Origin of the sequence: Methylobacterium persicinum (assembly GCF_022179525.1) — a bacterium.
Classification (GTDB): domain Bacteria; phylum Pseudomonadota; class Alphaproteobacteria; order Rhizobiales; family Beijerinckiaceae; genus Methylobacterium; species Methylobacterium persicinum.
This window is the reverse complement of sequence record NZ_BPQX01000028.1, coordinates 65,134-81,920: the sequence shown is the minus strand read 5'-3', so window position 1 is coordinate 81,920 and position 16,787 is coordinate 65,134. Positions and strand designations below refer to the sequence as shown.

General features: G+C 67.5%; 19 protein-coding genes. 12 read left to right on the top strand and 7 right to left on the bottom strand.

The genetic code is table 11. The annotated features are described in order from the left end of the window. Positions 1 to 255: 255 nt before the first annotated feature. Positions 256 to 1,182: a molybdopterin-dependent oxidoreductase gene (locus MFF22_RS12290; protein WP_238249251.1), complete on the bottom strand. Its 927-nt coding sequence runs from the start codon at positions 1,180 to 1,182 to the stop codon at positions 256 to 258. Next, a complete protein-coding gene (locus MFF22_RS12285) occupies positions 1,179 to 2,060 on the bottom strand; it encodes a cytochrome b/b6 domain-containing protein (RefSeq protein WP_370877589.1) in 882 nt (293 codons plus the stop codon). Before MFF22_RS12285 ends, MFF22_RS12290 begins: the two co-directional genes overlap by 4 nt. Before the next feature lie 161 nt (positions 2,061 to 2,221). Between MFF22_RS12285 and MFF22_RS12280 the strand changes: the two genes are divergently transcribed. From MFF22_RS12280 to MFF22_RS12265, 4 genes are all read left to right on the top strand, one after another. Further along, a complete protein-coding gene (locus MFF22_RS12280; protein ID WP_238249250.1) occupies positions 2,222 to 3,175 on the top strand; it encodes an aspartate carbamoyltransferase catalytic subunit in 954 nt (317 codons plus the stop codon). A gap of 131 nt (positions 3,176 to 3,306) precedes the next feature. Continuing rightward, entirely contained in the window at positions 3,307 to 3,630 is a 324-nt protein-coding gene (locus tag MFF22_RS12275; protein ID WP_238249249.1) for a phosphoribosyl-ATP diphosphatase, read from the top strand. Further along, positions 3,627 to 4,598 (top strand): type I pantothenate kinase, encoded by a 972-nt coding sequence (gene coaA, locus MFF22_RS12270; RefSeq protein ID WP_238249248.1) that lies wholly within the window; start codon positions 3,627 to 3,629, stop codon positions 4,596 to 4,598. Before MFF22_RS12275 ends, coaA begins: the two co-directional genes overlap by 4 nt. Before the next feature lie 117 nt (positions 4,599 to 4,715). Beyond that, the gene (locus MFF22_RS12265) at positions 4,716 to 5,036 is read left to right on the top strand and encodes a hypothetical protein (RefSeq protein WP_238249247.1); all 321 of its coding nucleotides are present in this window, start codon (positions 4,716 to 4,718) and stop codon (positions 5,034 to 5,036) included. 19 nt (positions 5,037 to 5,055) lie between these two features. Here MFF22_RS12265 and MFF22_RS12260 read toward each other — a convergent pair whose 3' ends face one another. Next, positions 5,056 to 5,271: a hypothetical protein gene (locus tag MFF22_RS12260; protein ID WP_238249246.1), complete on the bottom strand. Its 216-nt coding sequence runs from the start codon at positions 5,269 to 5,271 to the stop codon at positions 5,056 to 5,058. Between the two features lie 271 nt (positions 5,272 to 5,542). Between MFF22_RS12260 and MFF22_RS12255 the strand changes: the two genes are divergently transcribed. Next, positions 5,543 to 5,701 (top strand): hypothetical protein, encoded by a 159-nt coding sequence (locus MFF22_RS12255; protein ID WP_238249245.1) that lies wholly within the window; start codon positions 5,543 to 5,545, stop codon positions 5,699 to 5,701. 213 nt (positions 5,702 to 5,914) lie between these two features. On the opposite strand, the gene MFF22_RS12250 is transcribed toward MFF22_RS12255, so the two are convergent. Both MFF22_RS12250 and serA read right to left on the bottom strand, forming a co-directional pair. After that, positions 5,915 to 6,400, bottom strand: a complete 486-nt coding sequence (locus tag MFF22_RS12250; RefSeq protein WP_238249244.1) for a hypothetical protein — start codon at positions 6,398 to 6,400, stop codon at positions 5,915 to 5,917. A gap of 71 nt (positions 6,401 to 6,471) precedes the next feature. Continuing rightward, positions 6,472 to 7,722: a phosphoglycerate dehydrogenase gene (gene serA, locus MFF22_RS12245; RefSeq protein ID WP_238249243.1), complete on the bottom strand. Its 1,251-nt coding sequence runs from the start codon at positions 7,720 to 7,722 to the stop codon at positions 6,472 to 6,474. Positions 7,723 to 8,008: 286 nt separating this feature from the next. On the opposite strand from serA, the gene MFF22_RS12240 reads away from it, so the two are divergent. From MFF22_RS12240 to trpB, 7 genes are all read left to right on the top strand, one after another. Beyond that, positions 8,009 to 8,857, top strand: a complete 849-nt coding sequence (locus MFF22_RS12240) for a transglutaminase-like domain-containing protein (protein ID WP_238249242.1) — start codon at positions 8,009 to 8,011, stop codon at positions 8,855 to 8,857. A 269-nt stretch (positions 8,858 to 9,126) separates the two neighbouring features. Next, complete coding sequence (gene rpsA, locus MFF22_RS12235; protein WP_238249241.1) at positions 9,127 to 10,842, top strand: 30S ribosomal protein S1; 1,716 nt, start codon at positions 9,127 to 9,129, stop codon at positions 10,840 to 10,842. A gap of 441 nt (positions 10,843 to 11,283) precedes the next feature. Then, positions 11,284 to 12,252, top strand: coding sequence for a signal peptide peptidase SppA (gene sppA / locus MFF22_RS12230; RefSeq protein ID WP_238249240.1), 969 nt, complete (start codon positions 11,284 to 11,286; stop codon positions 12,250 to 12,252). Between the two features lie 57 nt (positions 12,253 to 12,309). After that, positions 12,310 to 12,618, top strand: coding sequence for an integration host factor subunit beta (locus MFF22_RS12225; RefSeq protein ID WP_238249239.1), 309 nt, complete (start codon positions 12,310 to 12,312; stop codon positions 12,616 to 12,618). A 13-nt stretch (positions 12,619 to 12,631) separates the two neighbouring features. Continuing rightward, the gene (locus MFF22_RS12220) at positions 12,632 to 13,000 is read left to right on the top strand and encodes a lipopolysaccharide assembly protein LapA domain-containing protein (RefSeq protein WP_238249238.1); all 369 of its coding nucleotides are present in this window, start codon (positions 12,632 to 12,634) and stop codon (positions 12,998 to 13,000) included. A 37-nt stretch (positions 13,001 to 13,037) separates the two neighbouring features. Then, entirely contained in the window at positions 13,038 to 13,721 is a 684-nt protein-coding gene (locus tag MFF22_RS12215; RefSeq protein WP_238249237.1) for a phosphoribosylanthranilate isomerase, read from the top strand. A gap of 46 nt (positions 13,722 to 13,767) precedes the next feature. Continuing rightward, positions 13,768 to 15,009 carry a tryptophan synthase subunit beta gene (gene trpB, locus MFF22_RS12210; RefSeq protein ID WP_238249236.1) on the top strand — a complete coding sequence of 414 codons (1,242 nt, stop codon included), beginning with the start codon at positions 13,768 to 13,770 and terminating at the stop codon, positions 15,007 to 15,009. 201 nt (positions 15,010 to 15,210) lie between these two features. Here trpB and MFF22_RS12205 read toward each other — a convergent pair whose 3' ends face one another. Then, positions 15,211 to 15,762, bottom strand: a complete 552-nt coding sequence (locus tag MFF22_RS12205) for a helix-hairpin-helix domain-containing protein (RefSeq protein WP_238249235.1) — start codon at positions 15,760 to 15,762, stop codon at positions 15,211 to 15,213. Positions 15,763 to 16,023: 261 nt separating this feature from the next. Further along, positions 16,024 to 16,779, bottom strand: coding sequence for a hypothetical protein (locus tag MFF22_RS12200; RefSeq protein ID WP_238249234.1), 756 nt, complete (start codon positions 16,777 to 16,779; stop codon positions 16,024 to 16,026). Between the last annotated feature and the right edge of the window lie 8 nt (positions 16,780 to 16,787).

Here is a 16,787-nt window from a genome sequence, read left to right as displayed (position 1 = left end):
CGGATTGTTCGGAGCGCGATCGAGCCCGCCGCCGGCCGGGGTCTCGCGGGGCGGAGAAGTGGGTGAGCGGCGGCGGGTTGTCAAATGGCGGCACCTGCGCACTCTGCCGCCCGCCGCTTCGCCCGCCGTCATTGCGAGGCGAAGTCGAAGGAATCCAGAGCGCGCCTTGTCCGGATGAGGCGATGCCAACTGGATTGCTTCGCTGCGCTCGCAACAACGGCAGTGGGGCGGAGTGACCGAAGCGATCGAACGGAATCAGATCCCCGCGTACCACTCGTAGCCGCGGTCCTCCCAGTAGCCGCCCTTGCCGTCACCGAGTCCGGCCAGGGAGGACACCATCTCCACCCGCATCACGTATTTGGCGTTCTTGTAGCCGAGCTGGCGCTCCACCCGCAGGCGCAGCGGCGCTCCGTTCGACACCGGCAGGGCCTTGCCGTTCAGGTCGTAGGCGAGGATCGTCTGGGGGTTGAAGGCATCGAACAGATCGATGGTCTCGTAGTAGCGGATCGGCCTGCGGCCATCCGACCCGTCATCTGCATCGCCATTGGAATCACCGTTCTGGACGCCCGTGGGCGAGCCGCCCCAGTCGCCCGCCGCCGCGAGTTGGACATAGGCGGCATGCGCCTCGCGCACCGCGCTCGGATCCTTTGGCTTCAGCCATGCGCCGTCGGCGCTGGCATACTCCAAGGTGTCGGCGCAGTGTAGGACGGCATAGCGCGCCTGCGGCTTCAGCCCGGCCTTCTTCAGCACCTCGCCCAGGGGCACACCGGACCATTTGCCGATGCAGCTCCAGCCCTCAACGCAATCGTGGCGAGTGATCTGGGTGCGGGAGGGCAGGGCGCGCAGGTCCGCGAGGCTCAGGGAGAGCGGCGTATCGACCAAGCCATCGACCTTCAGCTTGAAGTCGGAGAAGTTCTTCGCGGCGAGCGCCTTGTAGGCTGTGTCGGGCGGGTCGATCGAGCCGTTCGGCTTGAACCACGGCGAGATCATCGATTCGGGGAATTCCCGCGCCAGCGTCTGGGGCGACATCAGCAGACGCTGGACGTAGAGGTTGGCATCCTCCCCGACCCGAAGGGTGTGGCGGCCAGCATCGGTTCCGGCGAACCGGTCGCAGCCGCCCAGCAGGGCGGTGCCGGCGAGGCCGGCGGTGGCGGTGAGCAGGCGTCGGCGGTGCAGGATCATCGCACATCCTCCCCGGCGGGGCGCACCCGGCCGATGCTGAACCAGCCGGTGGTCATCCCGCGCAGGTTGTTGACGACGCCCGAGACCAGCACGAGCACCACGTGGACGACCACGAACAGCACGATGAGCCCCGCCGCGATGAAATGGACGCTGCGGGCCGACTGACGGCCGCCGAAGAGCTCCGTGAGCCACGGCCACGCGGCATCGACGCCGGGCGACATGGCGAGACCCGCGAGCACCATCGCCGGCAGCAGGATCAGCACGACGCCGAGATAGGTGAGCTTCTGGATGACGTTGTAGCGCTTGGCCTCTTCGCCCTCGGGGAAGCGCAGGAGGAGGTGCTCTTTCACCGAGCCGCCGAAATCGCGGATCTGATCACCCTCGGGGATCAACCGGCGGCGGAGCTGGCCGGAGATTAGGCCGTAGAGCAGGTAGATCGTCCCGTTGATGACCAGCAGCCACGCGAACAGGAAATGCCAGCGGCGCCCGGTGGCGAGATCCTGGTTCGAGGGCAACGTGGCCCAGGACGGGAAGGCCCGGTCCGCTTCGACGCCGCCGACGTTCGACAGGCCGAGCACGCCGGTCGTGTCGAACTTGTGCTGACCGACATAGACGACACCGCGATTGGTGCCGCTCGTATCCTCGCTGGTGATCGCCAGCGCCGGAGTGTCGAAGGTGGAGGTCGCACCCCAATACAGGGCCGGGTGCGCGTTGAAGATCTGCAGGCCGCTCATCAGCAGCACGAGCAGCACCGCGGCGTTGATCCAGTGCGTGAGCCTGATCAACAGCGGATGGCGGTAGATCAGACGCCGTCCGTTCCGGCCGATGCGCTCGGGCGCGGCCTTGTCCGGGGCGTCGATGGCGGGGGAGGCGGTCACGCGTCCTGTCTCCGGGAAACACCGTTCGGTTTTGCGCAATACGTGGAACTGTCCCGGAAAGTTACCAGCCGCGACGAAAACTCCGCAGAGGGGAGGGGCAAGCGCCGGCACGCCGCCCCGCTTGCGGGACTCGCTGGCGGCACCTACACCCAGCCCCTGCCATGACCGCCCCGATCCCCATCCCCGCGCCGTTCCCGCACCGGCACCTCCTCGGCATCGAGGGGTTGACCCGGCCCGACATCGAGACCCTCCTCGATGCCGCCGACGCGGCCGTGGACGTTTCCCGGCAGGTCGAGAAGAAGCGCACGACCCTCCGGGGCCGGACCCAAATCAACCTGTTCTTCGAGCCATCGACGCGGACGCAATCCTCCTTCGAGCTGGCCGGCAAGCGCCTCGGCGCCGACGTGATGAACATGTCCGTCGCCTCCTCGTCGGTGAAAAAGGGCGAGACGCTGATCGACACGGCCGCGACGCTGAACGCCATGCGTCCCGACATCATCGTCGTGCGCCATCAATCGGCCGGAGCGGTCCACCTGCTGGCGCGCAAGGTCGATTGCGCCGTAGTCAATGCCGGGGACGGTGCCCACGAGCATCCGACCCAGGCGCTTCTCGACGCGCTGACGATCCGGCGCAACAAGGGCCGGATCGAGGGCCTCCGGGTGGCGATTTGCGGGGATGTCCTTCATTCCCGGGTGGCCCGGTCGAACCTCATCCTGCTCCAGGCGATGGGCGCGCAGGTGCGCCTCGTCGCCCCCTCGACCCTTCTGCCGGCGGGGATCGAGCGGTTCGGGGTCGAGACCTTCACCGATATGCGAAAGGGGCTCGACGGCTGCGATATCGTCATGATGCTGCGCCTCCAGCGCGAACGCATGAACGGCTCCTTCGTCCCCTCGGTGAAGGAGTACTTCCGCTATTACGGCCTCGACGCCGAGAAGCTCGGATTTGCCAAGCCGGACGCCCTGGTGATGCATCCCGGCCCGATGAACCGCGGCGTCGAGATCTCCTCGGAAATAGCGGACGGTGCCCAGTCACTGATCCGCGAGCAGGTGGAGATGGGCGTCGCCGTGCGCATGGCCGTCCTCGACGCCCTGGCCCGCCATCTGCCGAACGGTTGAAGGCGTCCGGATAAACCCTTCCGGGACAAAGCGCCTCTCCTCTCACGCGAGGCGCTTGCCCGCCGGCTCGCCCTGGCGCAGTTTCCTGCCGGGATTTCGCCTATAGCGCGAACGACAGTGCAGAACATTTCATGAGCCGCTACACCCTCGCCGACCTCGCAAGCCTCGTGGCCAGCCGCGCCGGTACCGACCCTGACGCGTCCTACACCGCCAAGCTCCTAGCCGGCGGTCCTGCCAAGGCGGCCAAAAAGCTCGGTGAGGAAGCCGTGGAGGCTGCCATCGCGGCGGTCCAGGGCGACCGCGAGGGGCTGAAGAACGAGGCGGCCGACGTCCTCTATCACCTGATGGTGCTGCTCAAGGCCGGCAACGTCGAGCTCGACGCGGTGATGGACGAGTTGGAGCGCCGCACCGCCCAGAGCGGCCTCGCCGAGAAGGCATCGAGGCGCCACGCGTGAACCCGCCGGCCGCGATTACGGACGGCAAGATCAGCCTCTCGCCCTACCGTCACTTCAGCCGAGAGGAGTGGGCGCATCTGCGCGCCGACGCTCCCCTCACCCTCAACGCCGACGATCTCGAACGGTTGAAATCCCTGAACGACCCGATCTCCATCGAAGAGGTCGTGGAGATCTACCTTCCCTTGTCCCGGTTGCTCTCCTTCTACGTTGCAGCGACGCAGGGTCTGTTCAAGGCGACCCAACGCTTCCTCATCGCCGAGCGCGAGACGAAGCTCCCCTACATCATCGGGCTGGCCGGATCGGTGGCGGTGGGCAAATCCACCACCGCGCGCATCCTCGCCGCCCTCCTCGCCCGCTGGCCGAACACGCCCAAGGTCGATCTCGTCACCACCGATGGGTTCCTGCTGCCGAACGCCGAACTCGCCGCCCACGGCCTCATGGAGCGCAAGGGTTTTCCCGAGAGCTACGACACCGCCGCGCTGCTGCGCTTTCTCCACGAGGTGAAGTCCGGCCAGAAGCGGGTGACGGCGCCGCTCTACTCGCACCTCGTCTACGATCGGGTCCCGGGGGAGGAGAGGGTGGTCGAAAGCCCGGACATCCTCATCGTCGAAGGGCTGAATGTCCTGCAGCCCGCCCGCCTGCCCCGGGACGGCACGGCCGTTCCCTTCGTGTCCGACTTCTTCGACTTCTCGATCTACCTCGACGGGCATGAGGACGACTTGCACCGCTGGTACGTCACGAGGTTCATGCGCCTGCGCCAGACCGCCTTCCGCGACCCCCGATCCTACTTCCGCAAATACGCCGAGATCCCAGAGGCCGAGGCGTTGGACATCGCCGACCGCCTCTGGACGACGATCAACCTCCCCAACCTTCGCGAGAACATCCTGCCGACCCGGCAGCGGGCCAGCCTCATCCTCACCAAGGGCGCGAGCCACCGGATCGAGGGGGTCGACCTCAGGCGTTTGTGATAGCGCCGCTCTGGTTGCAGAGGCGGCAGAGATACGACCTGTTGCATAAGAACCGCTGCGCTCGCTGCGCCACGGTGACACAGTGTCCGGGCAACGCGAATCGGTGGTCTGCCCGCGATGAAGCTCGAAGAGAGAGCCCTCCTGCAGGAACGGGTGAAGAACCTCGTCCTGGGTCAGGCCCTGCACATGGCGCTGGCGCGACTCGCGGACGCCGACCGGGCGGCCGGACGGGACGCAAGGTCGGATCTCTCGGCCTTCGAGGAGACCATTCTAACCGCCGCCCGCACCCTCGCCGACAAGGCTGTGGCTCAGAAGCTCGCGGTCCTCGTCGCGGTGGAGGATGTCTCGGCAACCCTGAAAGCCGCCTTCGATGGGGCCCGGGCCCAGATCGATGTGGCACGGGCAGCAGAGTCGGCGGCCACGGCGATCGCCGCCTGAGCCCGCCCGTCGAACCGGCCTATTGCTTGGCGCGGTTGATGATTTCCCAGAGGGCCCGGGCGACGGGCTCCGTCACCGTCCTGCGGTACTTGCGGTGGACGAGCTGGCCGTTGTGATAGACATCCTGCTCGACGTAGAGCCGGTCCCCGTCCCAGCGAACGATGTTGTCGGACTCGATCGTCTCTTCGACCCCAAGCTCATTGCGCAGGATCGTGCTGCCGGTATGTGAAAGCATACGCGCGTCCTCGGTCACGCCGGGTCTGCCCTGACCCCGGTTCGGCGGAATCACCATAGAAGCGGGCCAAGCTGCACGCCAGACCGAAGTCGGTTCCGGCCCCTTTCCGTCAGAAACAAACTCTCGTGTCCGATGCGCGTGGAGGTGGTGCTTCCGACGCCCCCGTGGTGACGCAGGTTCATGTGCGCTCCGGCACAGCCTTGGCCGTAAACTCATGCCAGGGTTGCATCACGGGGCGAGGAGCATCGCCCACGCCGCGACGGAGGCGTCCATGAACAAGCGCCAGACCACGATCCTCGGCAGTACTTGGGCCGGAAGCACTTGGACCGGCCTGTCCAAGGTCGTCGGGAAGCTCGTTCTCCGCAGCATTCCGGCCGCATCCGCGGGCCGCCCCGCCGGTAGCCCGGTCGTGTTCCGCCACTACCTCTAGCAGGCTGCCGTAAAAGTGCGTCGGAGGAGATGAGGTTTCTCCATCCCGGACCGCACCTTCACCAACTTTGCGAAAGACGCGAAGGATTCCAGGACGAGCGCCACGGTGATCGACGGCCCGCTTCCCTAAATTGCCTCGCTGCGCTCGCAATGACGGCGGCGGAGGCCTGCTCGCCCGGCACCCCGAGCAAATGCTCCCTGGCGGGACTTTTTGCTAACCGCCGCGGCTGAGGACGGCAGGGCAGGCGTCCGTCGCGAAGGGTCCGAGGACCACGTCCCCCTGCCGTGGGTTGTTGACGGTGAACGGCGCCGTACCCTGCAGGCCGATGAAGCCCCGACCGAGCTGCGGCACGAAGATCTGCCCGCCGAGCTCAATGTAGCACCGGTCGATCACCGCCTCGTACGAGAAGCTCGCCTGGGTGATCGGCGACCGCGCGCCGTTCGGCCCGGGGACGCTGCAATAGGCGGCGAAATCGAGCTGGCCCGGATGTGACAGGCGCACCTGCACCGCATGGCCGGGCAGGATCGTCACCGGAGGACCGCCGTCCCGGCGGGCCGTCAGCACGAAGGGCGACCGGTTGATGATCTGCCGGAGGCACTCGGCCGAGGCCGCGGAGATCGTGCAGGCAGTCCCCAGCACGGCAAGGGCCAGGGCCGCGGCCCCACGCGATCGTCTCGCCGTCCCATCACGCTTGGCCACCGCACGCTCCCATTTCCGCATCGTCGGGCGACTTGAACAGTGCCGGCGCCTTGCGCGCAAGGAATTTTCGTTCAGCGACGCTCGTAGAGAAGCCGCGCGCGGATCGTGCCGGGGATCTCGCGGATCTCGCCCAGTAGCGAGTCGGCATCGGCATCGGTCGCGTCTGTCTCAAGGACCACGTAACCGACCTCCCCGTCGGTCTGGTAGAACTGGGCGGCGATGTTGACGTGGCTGCGGGCGAAGACCTCGTTGAGGCGCCCGAGCATGCCGGGCAGGTTGCGCTGGACGTGGATGAACCGCGTCCCCGTCGCCCGGGTGGGAAGCTGCACCTGCGGGAAGTTCACGGCCCCGACCGTCGAGCCGATATCCGAGTAATCGACGAGCTTCTTGGCCACTTCGGCGCCGATGCGCTCCTGGGCCTCTTCGGTCGAACCGCCGATGTGCGGGGTCAGGATCACGTTGTCGAGGCCCTGGAGGGGGCTCACGAAGGGCTCGGCATTCGAGCCGGGCTCCTTCGGGAACACGTCTACCGCCGCGCCGCGCAGGTGCCCGTCCCGGACGGCGGAGGCAAGGGCGTCGAGGTCCACGACCGTGCCGCGGGCGTTGTTGATGAGGAAGCTGCCGGGCTTCATAGCCCGGATCTCGGCCTCGCCGATCATGTTGGCGGTGGACTCGGTCTCGGGCACGTGCAGGGAGACCACATCGCACTGGCCGAGGAGGGCAGTGAGCGTGTCCGTCGACTCGGTATTGCCGTGGCGCAGCTTGTCGGTGTGGTCGTAGAACAGCACCCGCATGCCCATGGCTTCGGCGAGCGTCGAGAGCTGCGTGCCGATGTTGCCGTAGCCGACGATGCCCAGCGTCTTGCCGCGCACCTCCATGGACCCCACCGCCGACTTGTCCCACTGGCCGGCATGGGCCCCCACGGAGCGGGGCACGATCCGGCGCAGGAGCATCACGATCTCCCCGATCGTCAGTTCGGCCACGGAGCGGGTGTTGGAGAAGGGCGCGTTGAAGACCGGGATTCCCCGGTGCCGGGCGGCCTCGAGATCGACTTGGTTGGTGCCGACGGAGAAACAGCCCACCGCCAGCAGCCGGTCGGCCGCCTCGAAGGCCGCCGCATCCAACTGCGTCCGCGAGCGGATGCCGAGCATGTGGACCCCCTGGAGCGCGTCGTGCAGCGCCTCCTTGTCCAGGGCCTTCGGCACACGGGTGAGGTTGGTGTAGCCGGCCGCCTGCATGAGGGCGACGGCGCTATCGTTGATCCCCTCGAGGAGGAGAACGCGGATCTTGTCCTTGGGGAGCGAGAGCTTCTCGGCGGTCATGGGATCAGGTCGGAAGGGAAAAATCTGGCGCAGCGATAGGCAGCGCCTCCCCGCGACGCAACCTCGGCCGAAACAGCCCAGCCCTGCATGTCTTCATCGCGGCCCCGCCGGCCCGGACGCGTCGGCTAGCCGACCCGATACCGATAGTGCACGTCATTTGTGCATATCCTGCCCTATTCGGCGCTCGCTACGGCGGAACCAGAACTTTCGCGCTCGGTTGTGGAGCCCATAACTAGTCTTCAGACCCGGGACCATTGCGGGTCTGCTTATCGATACGGCCACCGACATGCATATCCGCACCGGCTTCACCATCGCCTTCGACACGCCCGGCGTCACGCCGATGAACCTGCTGCTCCACGTCAGGCCCGAGCGCCGGCCCGATCTGGTCACCCCGGAGGTGATCACCTTCGATCCTCCGGTGCCGGCCTCCGAGCACATCGATGCCTTCGGCAATCTCTGCACCCGGATCGTCGCCCCGGGCGGACGGATCACCATGTCAGCGGACTTCATCGTGGCCGATGACGGCCTGCCGGACGAACAGGCCCCCGACGCCCGGGAGATCCCGGTGCAGGACCTGCCGGACGATGTGCTCGTCTACCTTCTCGGCTCCCGCTACTGCGACACCGACAAGCTCTCACAGACGGCCTGGGGCCTGTTCGGGGGCGTGGCGCCGGGCTGGAATCGCGTACAGGCCATCGTGGACTACGCCCACAACCGGTTGCGCTTCGATTATCAGCAGGCCGACGCCACCCGCACCGCCCATGACGGGCACGGCCAACAGGTCGGTGTCTGCCGGGACTTCGCCCACCTCGCCATCACCCTGTGCCGGTGCATGAACATCCCGGCCCGCTACGCCACCGGGTATCTGGGCGACATCGGCGTGCCGAAGGATCCGGCGCCCATGGATTTCTCGGCGTGGTTCGAGGTCTTCCTCGACGGTCCCGACGGCCCGCGCTGGTACACGTTCGACGCCCGTCACAACCGCCCGCGGATCGGCCGCATCGTGATGGCCCGGGGACGGGATGCCACCGATTGCGCCCTCACGACGAGCTTCGGCACGGCGTTCCTGCTGCGATTCGACGTGCACACGGACGAAGTGGCGGAAGGATCCGGGGCCTTCGCCCAGGCCGCCTGACCGGGGCCGTGTCCCCTCAGTTGAACAGAGAGGGGTAATGCAGTATGTGACAGGCGCCTCGCCGTCCGTCGCGATGCTCGCCGAAGCGGCGGCCTGCGCGGATGAGTCGGCCGGGCCGCCCTCGTCATCCGTATCGACGCGTCGGCAAACCGGTCTCCACCTGGGGACGGTCGCTTCTCCATAGGGAAGCTGCGGCGGCTGGGGGCGTTTGCAACGCATGCCGCCGACGCACCCGGTCCGTCCCAGGACGTGACCGCCCAGGAGAGAGAATGACCGCAGGGACAGCCGTGGCGCGGGATCAGTACCGCGATGATTTCGCCGCGCTTCTGGAGGAGAGCTTCCTCCAGCATGAGATTACCGAAGGTTCCGTCGTCAAGGGTCGCGTCGTCGCGATCGAGAAGGACGTGGCCGTCATTGACATCGGCGCCAAGACGGAAGGCCGTGTCGCACTCAAGGAATTCGCCGGCCCCGGCCGCGAAGGTGAGCTGAACGTCGGCGACGAGGTCGAGGTCTATGTCGACCGGATCGAGAACGCGCTGGGCGAGGCCGTCATCTCCCGCGACAAGGCCCGCCGCGAGGAGAGCTGGGTCAAGCTCGAGAAGGCCTTCGAGGCCAACGAGCGTGTCACCGGCACGATCTTCAACCAGGTCAAGGGCGGGTACACCGTCGACCTCGACGGCGCCGTGGCGTTCCTGCCGCGCTCGCAGGTGGATATCCGCCCGGTCCGCGACGTCACCCCGCTCCTGGGTACGCCGCAGCCGTTCCAGATCCTCAAGATGGACCGTCGCCGGGGTAACATCGTCGTCTCGCGCCGGACCGTGCTCGAAGAGAGCCGCGCCGAGCAGCGCTCCGAGCTGGTGGCCAACCTTGAGGAAGGTCAGGTCATCGACGGCGTGGTCAAGAACATCACCGAGTACGGTGCGTTCGTGGACCTCGGCGGCATCGACGGCCTGCTGCACGTCACCGACATGGCGTGGCGCCGCGTGAACCACCCGTCCGAGGTCGTGACCATCGGCCAGACGGTGAAGGTCAAGATCATCAAGATCAACCACGAGACGCACCGCATCTCGCTCGGCATCAAGCAGCTGCTCGCCGATCCGTGGGAGGGCATCGCCGCCCGTTACCCGGAGGGCGCCAAGCTCAAGGGCCGCGTGACCAACATCACCGATTACGGCGCCTTCGTAGAGCTGGAGCCGGGGATCGAGGGCCTGATCCACGTCTCCGAGATGAGCTGGACCAAGAAGAACGTCCATCCGGGCAAGATCGTCTCCACCTCCCAGGAGGTCGAGGTGCAGATCCTGGAAGTCGATCAGGTCAAGCGCCGCATCTCGCTGGGTCTCAAGCAGACCCTGCAGAACCCGTGGGAGGGCTTCGCCGAGAAGCATCCGGTGGGCTCCGAGGTCGAGGGCGAGGTCAAGAACAAGACCGAGTTCGGCCTGTTCATCGGCCTCGAGGGCGATGTCGACGGCATGGTCCACCTATCGGATCTCGACTGGAACCGTCCCGGCGAGCAGGTCATCGACGAGTTCAAGAAGGGCGACATGGTCCGCGCCCAGGTTCTCGACGTGGACGTCGAGAAGGAGCGCATCTCGCTCGGCATCAAGCAGCTGGCGGGTGACCCCTTCTCCGAGGCCGGCGAGGTCAAGAAGGGTCAGATCGTGACCTGCGAAATCGTCGAGGTGAAGGACTCGGGCCTGGAGGTGCGCATCGCCGACACCGACATGCAGACCTTCATCCGCCGGGCCGAGCTCGCCCGCGACCGTGGCGATCAGCGCCCCGAGCGGTTCGCCGCCGGCGAAAAGGTCGATGCCCGCGTGGTGCAGTTCGACCGGAAGGCCCGCCGCGTGCAGGTCTCGATCAAGGCCCTGGAAGTGGCCGAGGAGAAGGAGGCGATGGCCCAGTTCGGCTCCGCCGATTCGGGTGCCTCCCTCGGCGATATCCTCGGCGCGGCCTTCAAGAAGGCCAAGCCCGAGGACGAGGAGTAGTCGTCATCGAAGGCCGCCCGGTCCGCCGGGCGGCTTGAGACGGATGGAGCCGCGCGGGATCGCTTCCGCGCGGCTTTTCTTTTGGGCGATCCGTGATCGCGGACGGGGACGCGACCGCGGTGTGATCCACGCTTCGGACGCCGCGAGGTCGTGCCGAGTGCCGGGCCGGTGCGAACGGACGGGGGCGCATCATCCATCCGAGACTGTCGTGACGAGAATTGCCCGACTCGCAAAATCTTCGTCGCGCCCCGTATCCACGTTGCCGAAAAATGCTCTAGAACACGCCCTCCCGCAGGGCCTAGCCCGGCGGGAAGCGAAGGACGCCAAGGACTTGCGCCATGCGGCAGCGCCCCGACGGGGGCGGGGAGATGCCGACAGGGCGCCTGCTTGGCGAGGAGGCCGAACACGCCGCTCGGCCGGAGATGCAGGGAAACGGATCGCATGGCCGCCGACGCCGAACTGCTGATCGACAGACGGCGCCTGCGCCGGAGGCTCGGGCTCTGGCGGGTGCTCGGCATCGGCGCCCTGATCGTGGCCGTGGCCGCGCTCGGCTACCGCGTGCGGGCCGGCGCGACGGGCGGGGGCTTCGCGCTCCGTCCGCAGATCGCACGCATCTCGGTCTCTGGCTTCATTGCCGGCAGCGAGGCGACGGCGAAGCTCATGAAGCGGGTGGGCGATTCGGAGGCGGTGAAGGGCGTCGTCGTCTCGATCAACTCCCCCGGCGGCACCACGACGGGGTCCGAGGAGATCTTCCGTAACCTGCGGGCGCTCGCCGCCAAGAAGCCCATCGTCGCCTTCGTCGACGGCACGGCGGCCTCTGGCGCCTACATCACCGCCATCGCCGCGGACCACATCGTCGCCCGCGAAACCAGCCTCGTCGGATCGATCGGTGTGCTGTTCCAGTATCCGGACGTCTCCGGCCTCCTCGATAAGATCGGGGTGAAGGTCGAATCGGTGAAGTCCTCGCCGTTGAAGGCCGAGCCGTCGGGCTTCACGCCGACCTCACCCGAGGCGCGGGCGGCGCTCGCCGCCGTGGTGGGCGACACTTACGCATGGTTCAAGCAGCTGGTGGCCGACCGCCGGGGCATGGATGCGCAGCAGCTCTCTGCCGTGTCGGACGGGCGGGTGTTCAGCGGGCGCCAGAGCGTGCCGCTGAAGCTCGTGGACGAGCTCGGCAGCGAGCGGCAGGCAGTGGCGTGGCTGGAGAGTGCCCGCGGCGTGCCGAAGGACCTGCCGGTGACCGATTGGAAGCCCCGCTCGGACAGCGACTTCTCCCTCTGGTCCGCGGCGGGGGTCGGCGCCAGCCTCCTCGGCCTCGAAGGAATCGCCGGCCGGATCCACGCCCTCGGCACGGAGGCGCAGGCCGGGGCACAGGGCGGGTTGCTCGTCCTGTGGCGGCCGGAACCCTGATCGCCGCGGCTTCAGCGACACCTGGAACCGGCCGAACAATCGGGAAGACACAACGCCATGATCAAGTCGGAGCTCGTCCTCAAGATCGCCGAGCAGAATCCGCATCTCTATCAGCGGGACGTGGAGATCCTGGTCAACGCCATCCTCGACACGATCGCCGATGCCCTGGCGCGGGGCGACCGGGTCGAGCTGCGCGGCTTCGGGGCCTTCTCGGTGAAGCGTCGGGAAGCGCGGAAGGGACGCAACCCGCGCACGGGGGCGGCCGTTGCCGTGTCCGAAAAGGCCATCCCCGTGTTCAAGACCGGCAAGGAGATGCGCCAGCGTCTCAACGCGGCCAAGATCGGCGAAGGTGTCGCGGCGGAATAGGCGGGAGCATACGATGATCCGTTTCCTGAAAAGCCTCCTTCTCCTGCCGGTCGCGGCGGTGGTGATCCTCCTCGCGGTCGCCAACCGGGCGCCGGTTCAGCTCTCGTTCGATCCCGTGAACGTCGATGCGCCCGCCTTCAGCGTGAGCCTGCCGCTCTACGCGATCCTATTCGGGGCAGTGGCCCTCGGCATCGTCGTCGGTGGCATCTTCACGTGGCTGGGGCAGGGCCGGACGCGGGCGAGCGCCCGGCATCACCGCCGGGAGGCCTCCCGCTACGAGCGCGAGGTGAACCGCCTCCGCCCCTACTCGCCGGAGGCCGCGACCCCGACCTATCCAGGCACGACCGTCCCCGTCCAGACGGCGCTGCCCGCACCGCGCTGAGCCCCCTTCACGCGGCGTTTGACGCCGGCCAGCTCCGATGACCGAGATCAAGATCTGCGGCCTCAGCACCTTTGAAACCCTCGACGCCGCCTTGGCGGCGGGGGTGGACTGGGTGGGATTTGTCCGCTTTCCCCGCAGCCCGCGCCATGTCGAACTGGACACCGCGCGTCTCCTGTCGCAACGGGCGAAGGGACGGGCGGGCCGGGTCGTGCTTCTGGTCGATCCCGATGACGCGGCCGTCGCCGCAGCCGTCGAGGCGATGACGCCGGACCTGATCCAGCTCCACGGGCGGGAGAGCCCGGAGCGGGTGGCCGCCATCCGGGCGGCGACGGGGCTCCCGGTGATGAAGGCCCTCGGTATTGCCGGCAGCGAGGACCTCGCGGCCCTTGCCTTCTATGCCGTAACCGACCGGCTGCTCCTCGACGCCAAGGCGCCGCCCGGCGCAGCCTTGCCGGGGGGCAACGGCATCCGCTTCGATTGGGATCTGCTGGCCGGGGCGGATTTGCCCGCCGGCACGATGCTTTCCGGCGGGCTCGATGCCGGAACCGTGGCGGAGGCCCTGTCGCGGACGGGTTTGGGCGCGGTCGATGTCTCCTCCGGCGTCGAGAGCGCGCCGGGCGTCAAGGATCCCGCCCGGATCGCCGCCTTCGTCGCGGCGGTGCGCCGTAACCCCTGCGCCGATGCGCCGGGTGATACCGGCATTGCGGTGACGCGCGCATAGGTCTAGCAACCGGCAAAACTCTTTTGATGCCGCGAAGGACCGATCCGTGACCATCGCCCCCGCCCCGAACTCCTTCCGCACTGGGCCCGACGAACGCGGACGCTTTGGCATCTTCGGCGGCCGCTTCGTGGCCGAAACCCTGATGCCGCTGATCCTCGAGCTCGAGGCCGCCTACGAGGAGGCCAAGAGCGATCCTGCCTTCAAGGCGGACATGGAGAGCTACGGCACGCACTATATCGGCCGCCCGAGCCCCCTCTACTATGCCGAGCGTCTCACCGAGCACCTCCGCGTCAAGGCTCCCGCCGGCAAGGGCGCCAAGATCTATTTCAAGCGCGAGGAATTGAACCACACCGGCTCGCACAAGGTGAACAACGTGCTGGGCCAGATCCTGCTCGCGCGGCGGATGGGCAAGCCCCGGATCATTGCCGAGACCGGCGCCGGCCAGCACGGGGTGGCCACCGCAACCCTCTGCGCCCGCTTCGGCCTCAAGTGCGTGGTCTACATGGGCGCGGTCGATGTCGCCCGGCAGGCGCCGAACGTCTTCCGCATGAAGATGCTCGGCGCCGAGGTCATCCCGGTGGAATCCGGCACGAAGACCCTCAAGGATGCGATGAACGAGGCCCTCCGCGACTGGGTCACCAACGTCGCCGACACGTTCTATTGCATCGGCACCGTCGCCGGCCCGCACCCCTATCCGGCAATGGTCCGCGATTTCCAATCGGTGATCGGCCGCGAAACCCGCGAGCAGATGATCGCCCAGGAAGGTCGCCTGCCCGATTCGCTCATCGCGTGCATCGGCGGCGGCTCGAACGCCATGGGCCTGTTCCACCCGTTCCTCGACGACCGCGAGGTCGAGATCTTCGGGGTCGAGGCCGCCGGTCACGGGGTCCAGAGCGGGCTCCATGCTGCCTCGCTCACGGGCGGTCGCCCGGGGGTGCTGCACGGCAACCGCACCTACCTGCTCATGAACGAAGATGGGCAGATCAGCGACGCCCACTCGATCTCCGCCGGTCTCGACTATCCGGGCATCGGGCCGGAGCATGCGTGGCTGCACGAGATGGGCCGGGTCAAGTATCTGTCGGCGACGGATACCGAGACGCTGGAGGCGTTCAAGCTCTGCTCGATGCTGGAGGGGATCATCCCGGCCCTCGAGCCGGCCCATGCGCTCTCGAAGGTGTTCGAACTGGCGCCCGAGCGCCCCGCCGATCACCTGATGGTACTCAACATGTCGGGTCGGGGCGACAAGGACATTCCCCAGATCGCGGAGATCTTCGGGACCAAGCTCTGAGGCCATGGGCCTCTGCGATGGCGGTGCTGGCAGCACCACCCTTCGGGACGGGTGCGGATCAGGCCGCGTCTCACGTCATTGCGAGCGTAGTGGAGCAATCCGGGGCAGCGGAACCTCTCAGGATGTTGCGGATCCCTGGATTGCTTCGCTGCGCTCGCAATGACGGGGTGAGGACGCGATCGAGAACAGGCTGGAGCCAGCTCAGCGCACCGTCACCTGTTCCTTGATGCGATCGTAGACCGACCGGCTCAGGACGCGCTTCGTCAGCAGGTCTCCCACCTGTCCGTAGGGACGCTTGGCGACGATGGCCCGCCCGATATTGCCGCCGCCCCTCAGATGGTTCAGCTCGGCCACGGACGCCGTGTTGAGATCGAGGATGGCCAGCGCCGGCGGTCCTTCCGTGGTCTCGGCCCTGGCGACCTCCGCTTCACCCTGAGGCGCCGCGGAGGGCGGGGGTGTTGGGAACGACGTGGTATCGTCCTGGCCCAAGACTGGCGGCGCCGGTTCAGCCGGGGCCGCGATTGTCGGGGCCGGCTTCACCTGCGGAGCCGGCGTGGGAGCCGGAACGACAACGGGCGCCGCGCCGCCCTGAGACTGCGGCGGCGGAAGGATCTTGCGGATCGTTGGCTGGGGCGGGGCGGCCTCGGCCGTCCGGGCAGGCACGCTCGGGGGCACCTTTGACGGTCCCTGCGGGGATGCAGGCATCAGATACTGCACCACCGCGGCGAGGGCACCGGCGAGGAGCAGCAACACCGAGATCCGAATGATTGCTGATCCGCTGAGCACGCTACGACTGACTTTGTTACTCTTTCCAGGCTCTAAGTCATTTCAGATGCCGGCATACTGGGCAACCGCGCTGCAGGTCGCTGTCCCCAGACAGAACGCCGCCGCTTTAGAGCAATTCCGCTAAATTCGATGCCGGTTCGGCTATGGAAAATGCGGCTAAAACAATGAGCTAGAAGGTCGTCGGCGATCCAAGGATCACAGACAACGCTGTCACAGCTTCAGCTTGACCTACCACGTGGAAGCACCCCAGTCAGGGTAGGCGTGCACCCGGTGGACAAAGCGCCGGCTCCCCGCCACCTCTCCAAACGGAGCTAGTTCCCAGTCCCAGGCGAGGCTCGGTTCGGGAAGGCGGACCCCGTACATGAGGTCGAGGGTCGCCACCTCATGCCCATGCCGATCCTCCTCCCGCTGGAGAGTGTCGGTGATCAGGCAGACCGTCGCGCCCGCCCGGGCGCTGGCCGTGAGGATGGCGAGATGCGCCTCCACAATGCTGGTGCCGAGCAGGGCGGGGGCTTCCCGGCCGCGCCTCTCGTAGGCTTCGATGGGCAAAATCGGGAGCTGCGACAGGAGGTTGGCCGAGACCACGAACCCGGCCCCCTGGAGGGCCTGACCCACGGCCGGGTCGGATAGGCCGCCGCTGATTTCCGCCGTGACGAGTGCGACGTTGGGATAGTGCCGGACGGCGACCCGCGTCGGCCAGGGATGCACCGCATCGACCAGCCGGACCGCCCCGAACCCCTTCGCCAGGATATCGAGGGGGACGTCGTCGAGGAGCCCCGAACCGAGGACGACGGCGAGGCGACGGTCGGCGCATCCGGCAGCAGCCTGCGCCACCACCTCCTTCGCTTGAGCGAGGTGAGGGGCCCAGGCCCGGCGGCAGCGGCGGGACCGGGCATGAAGCAGCCCGCTCTCGCGGACGTAGCCGAGGCGGCGCAGGTGCAGGGGCGCCGGGTTGATCAGCGACAGAACGAAAGCCAGCAGCATCGCGCCGC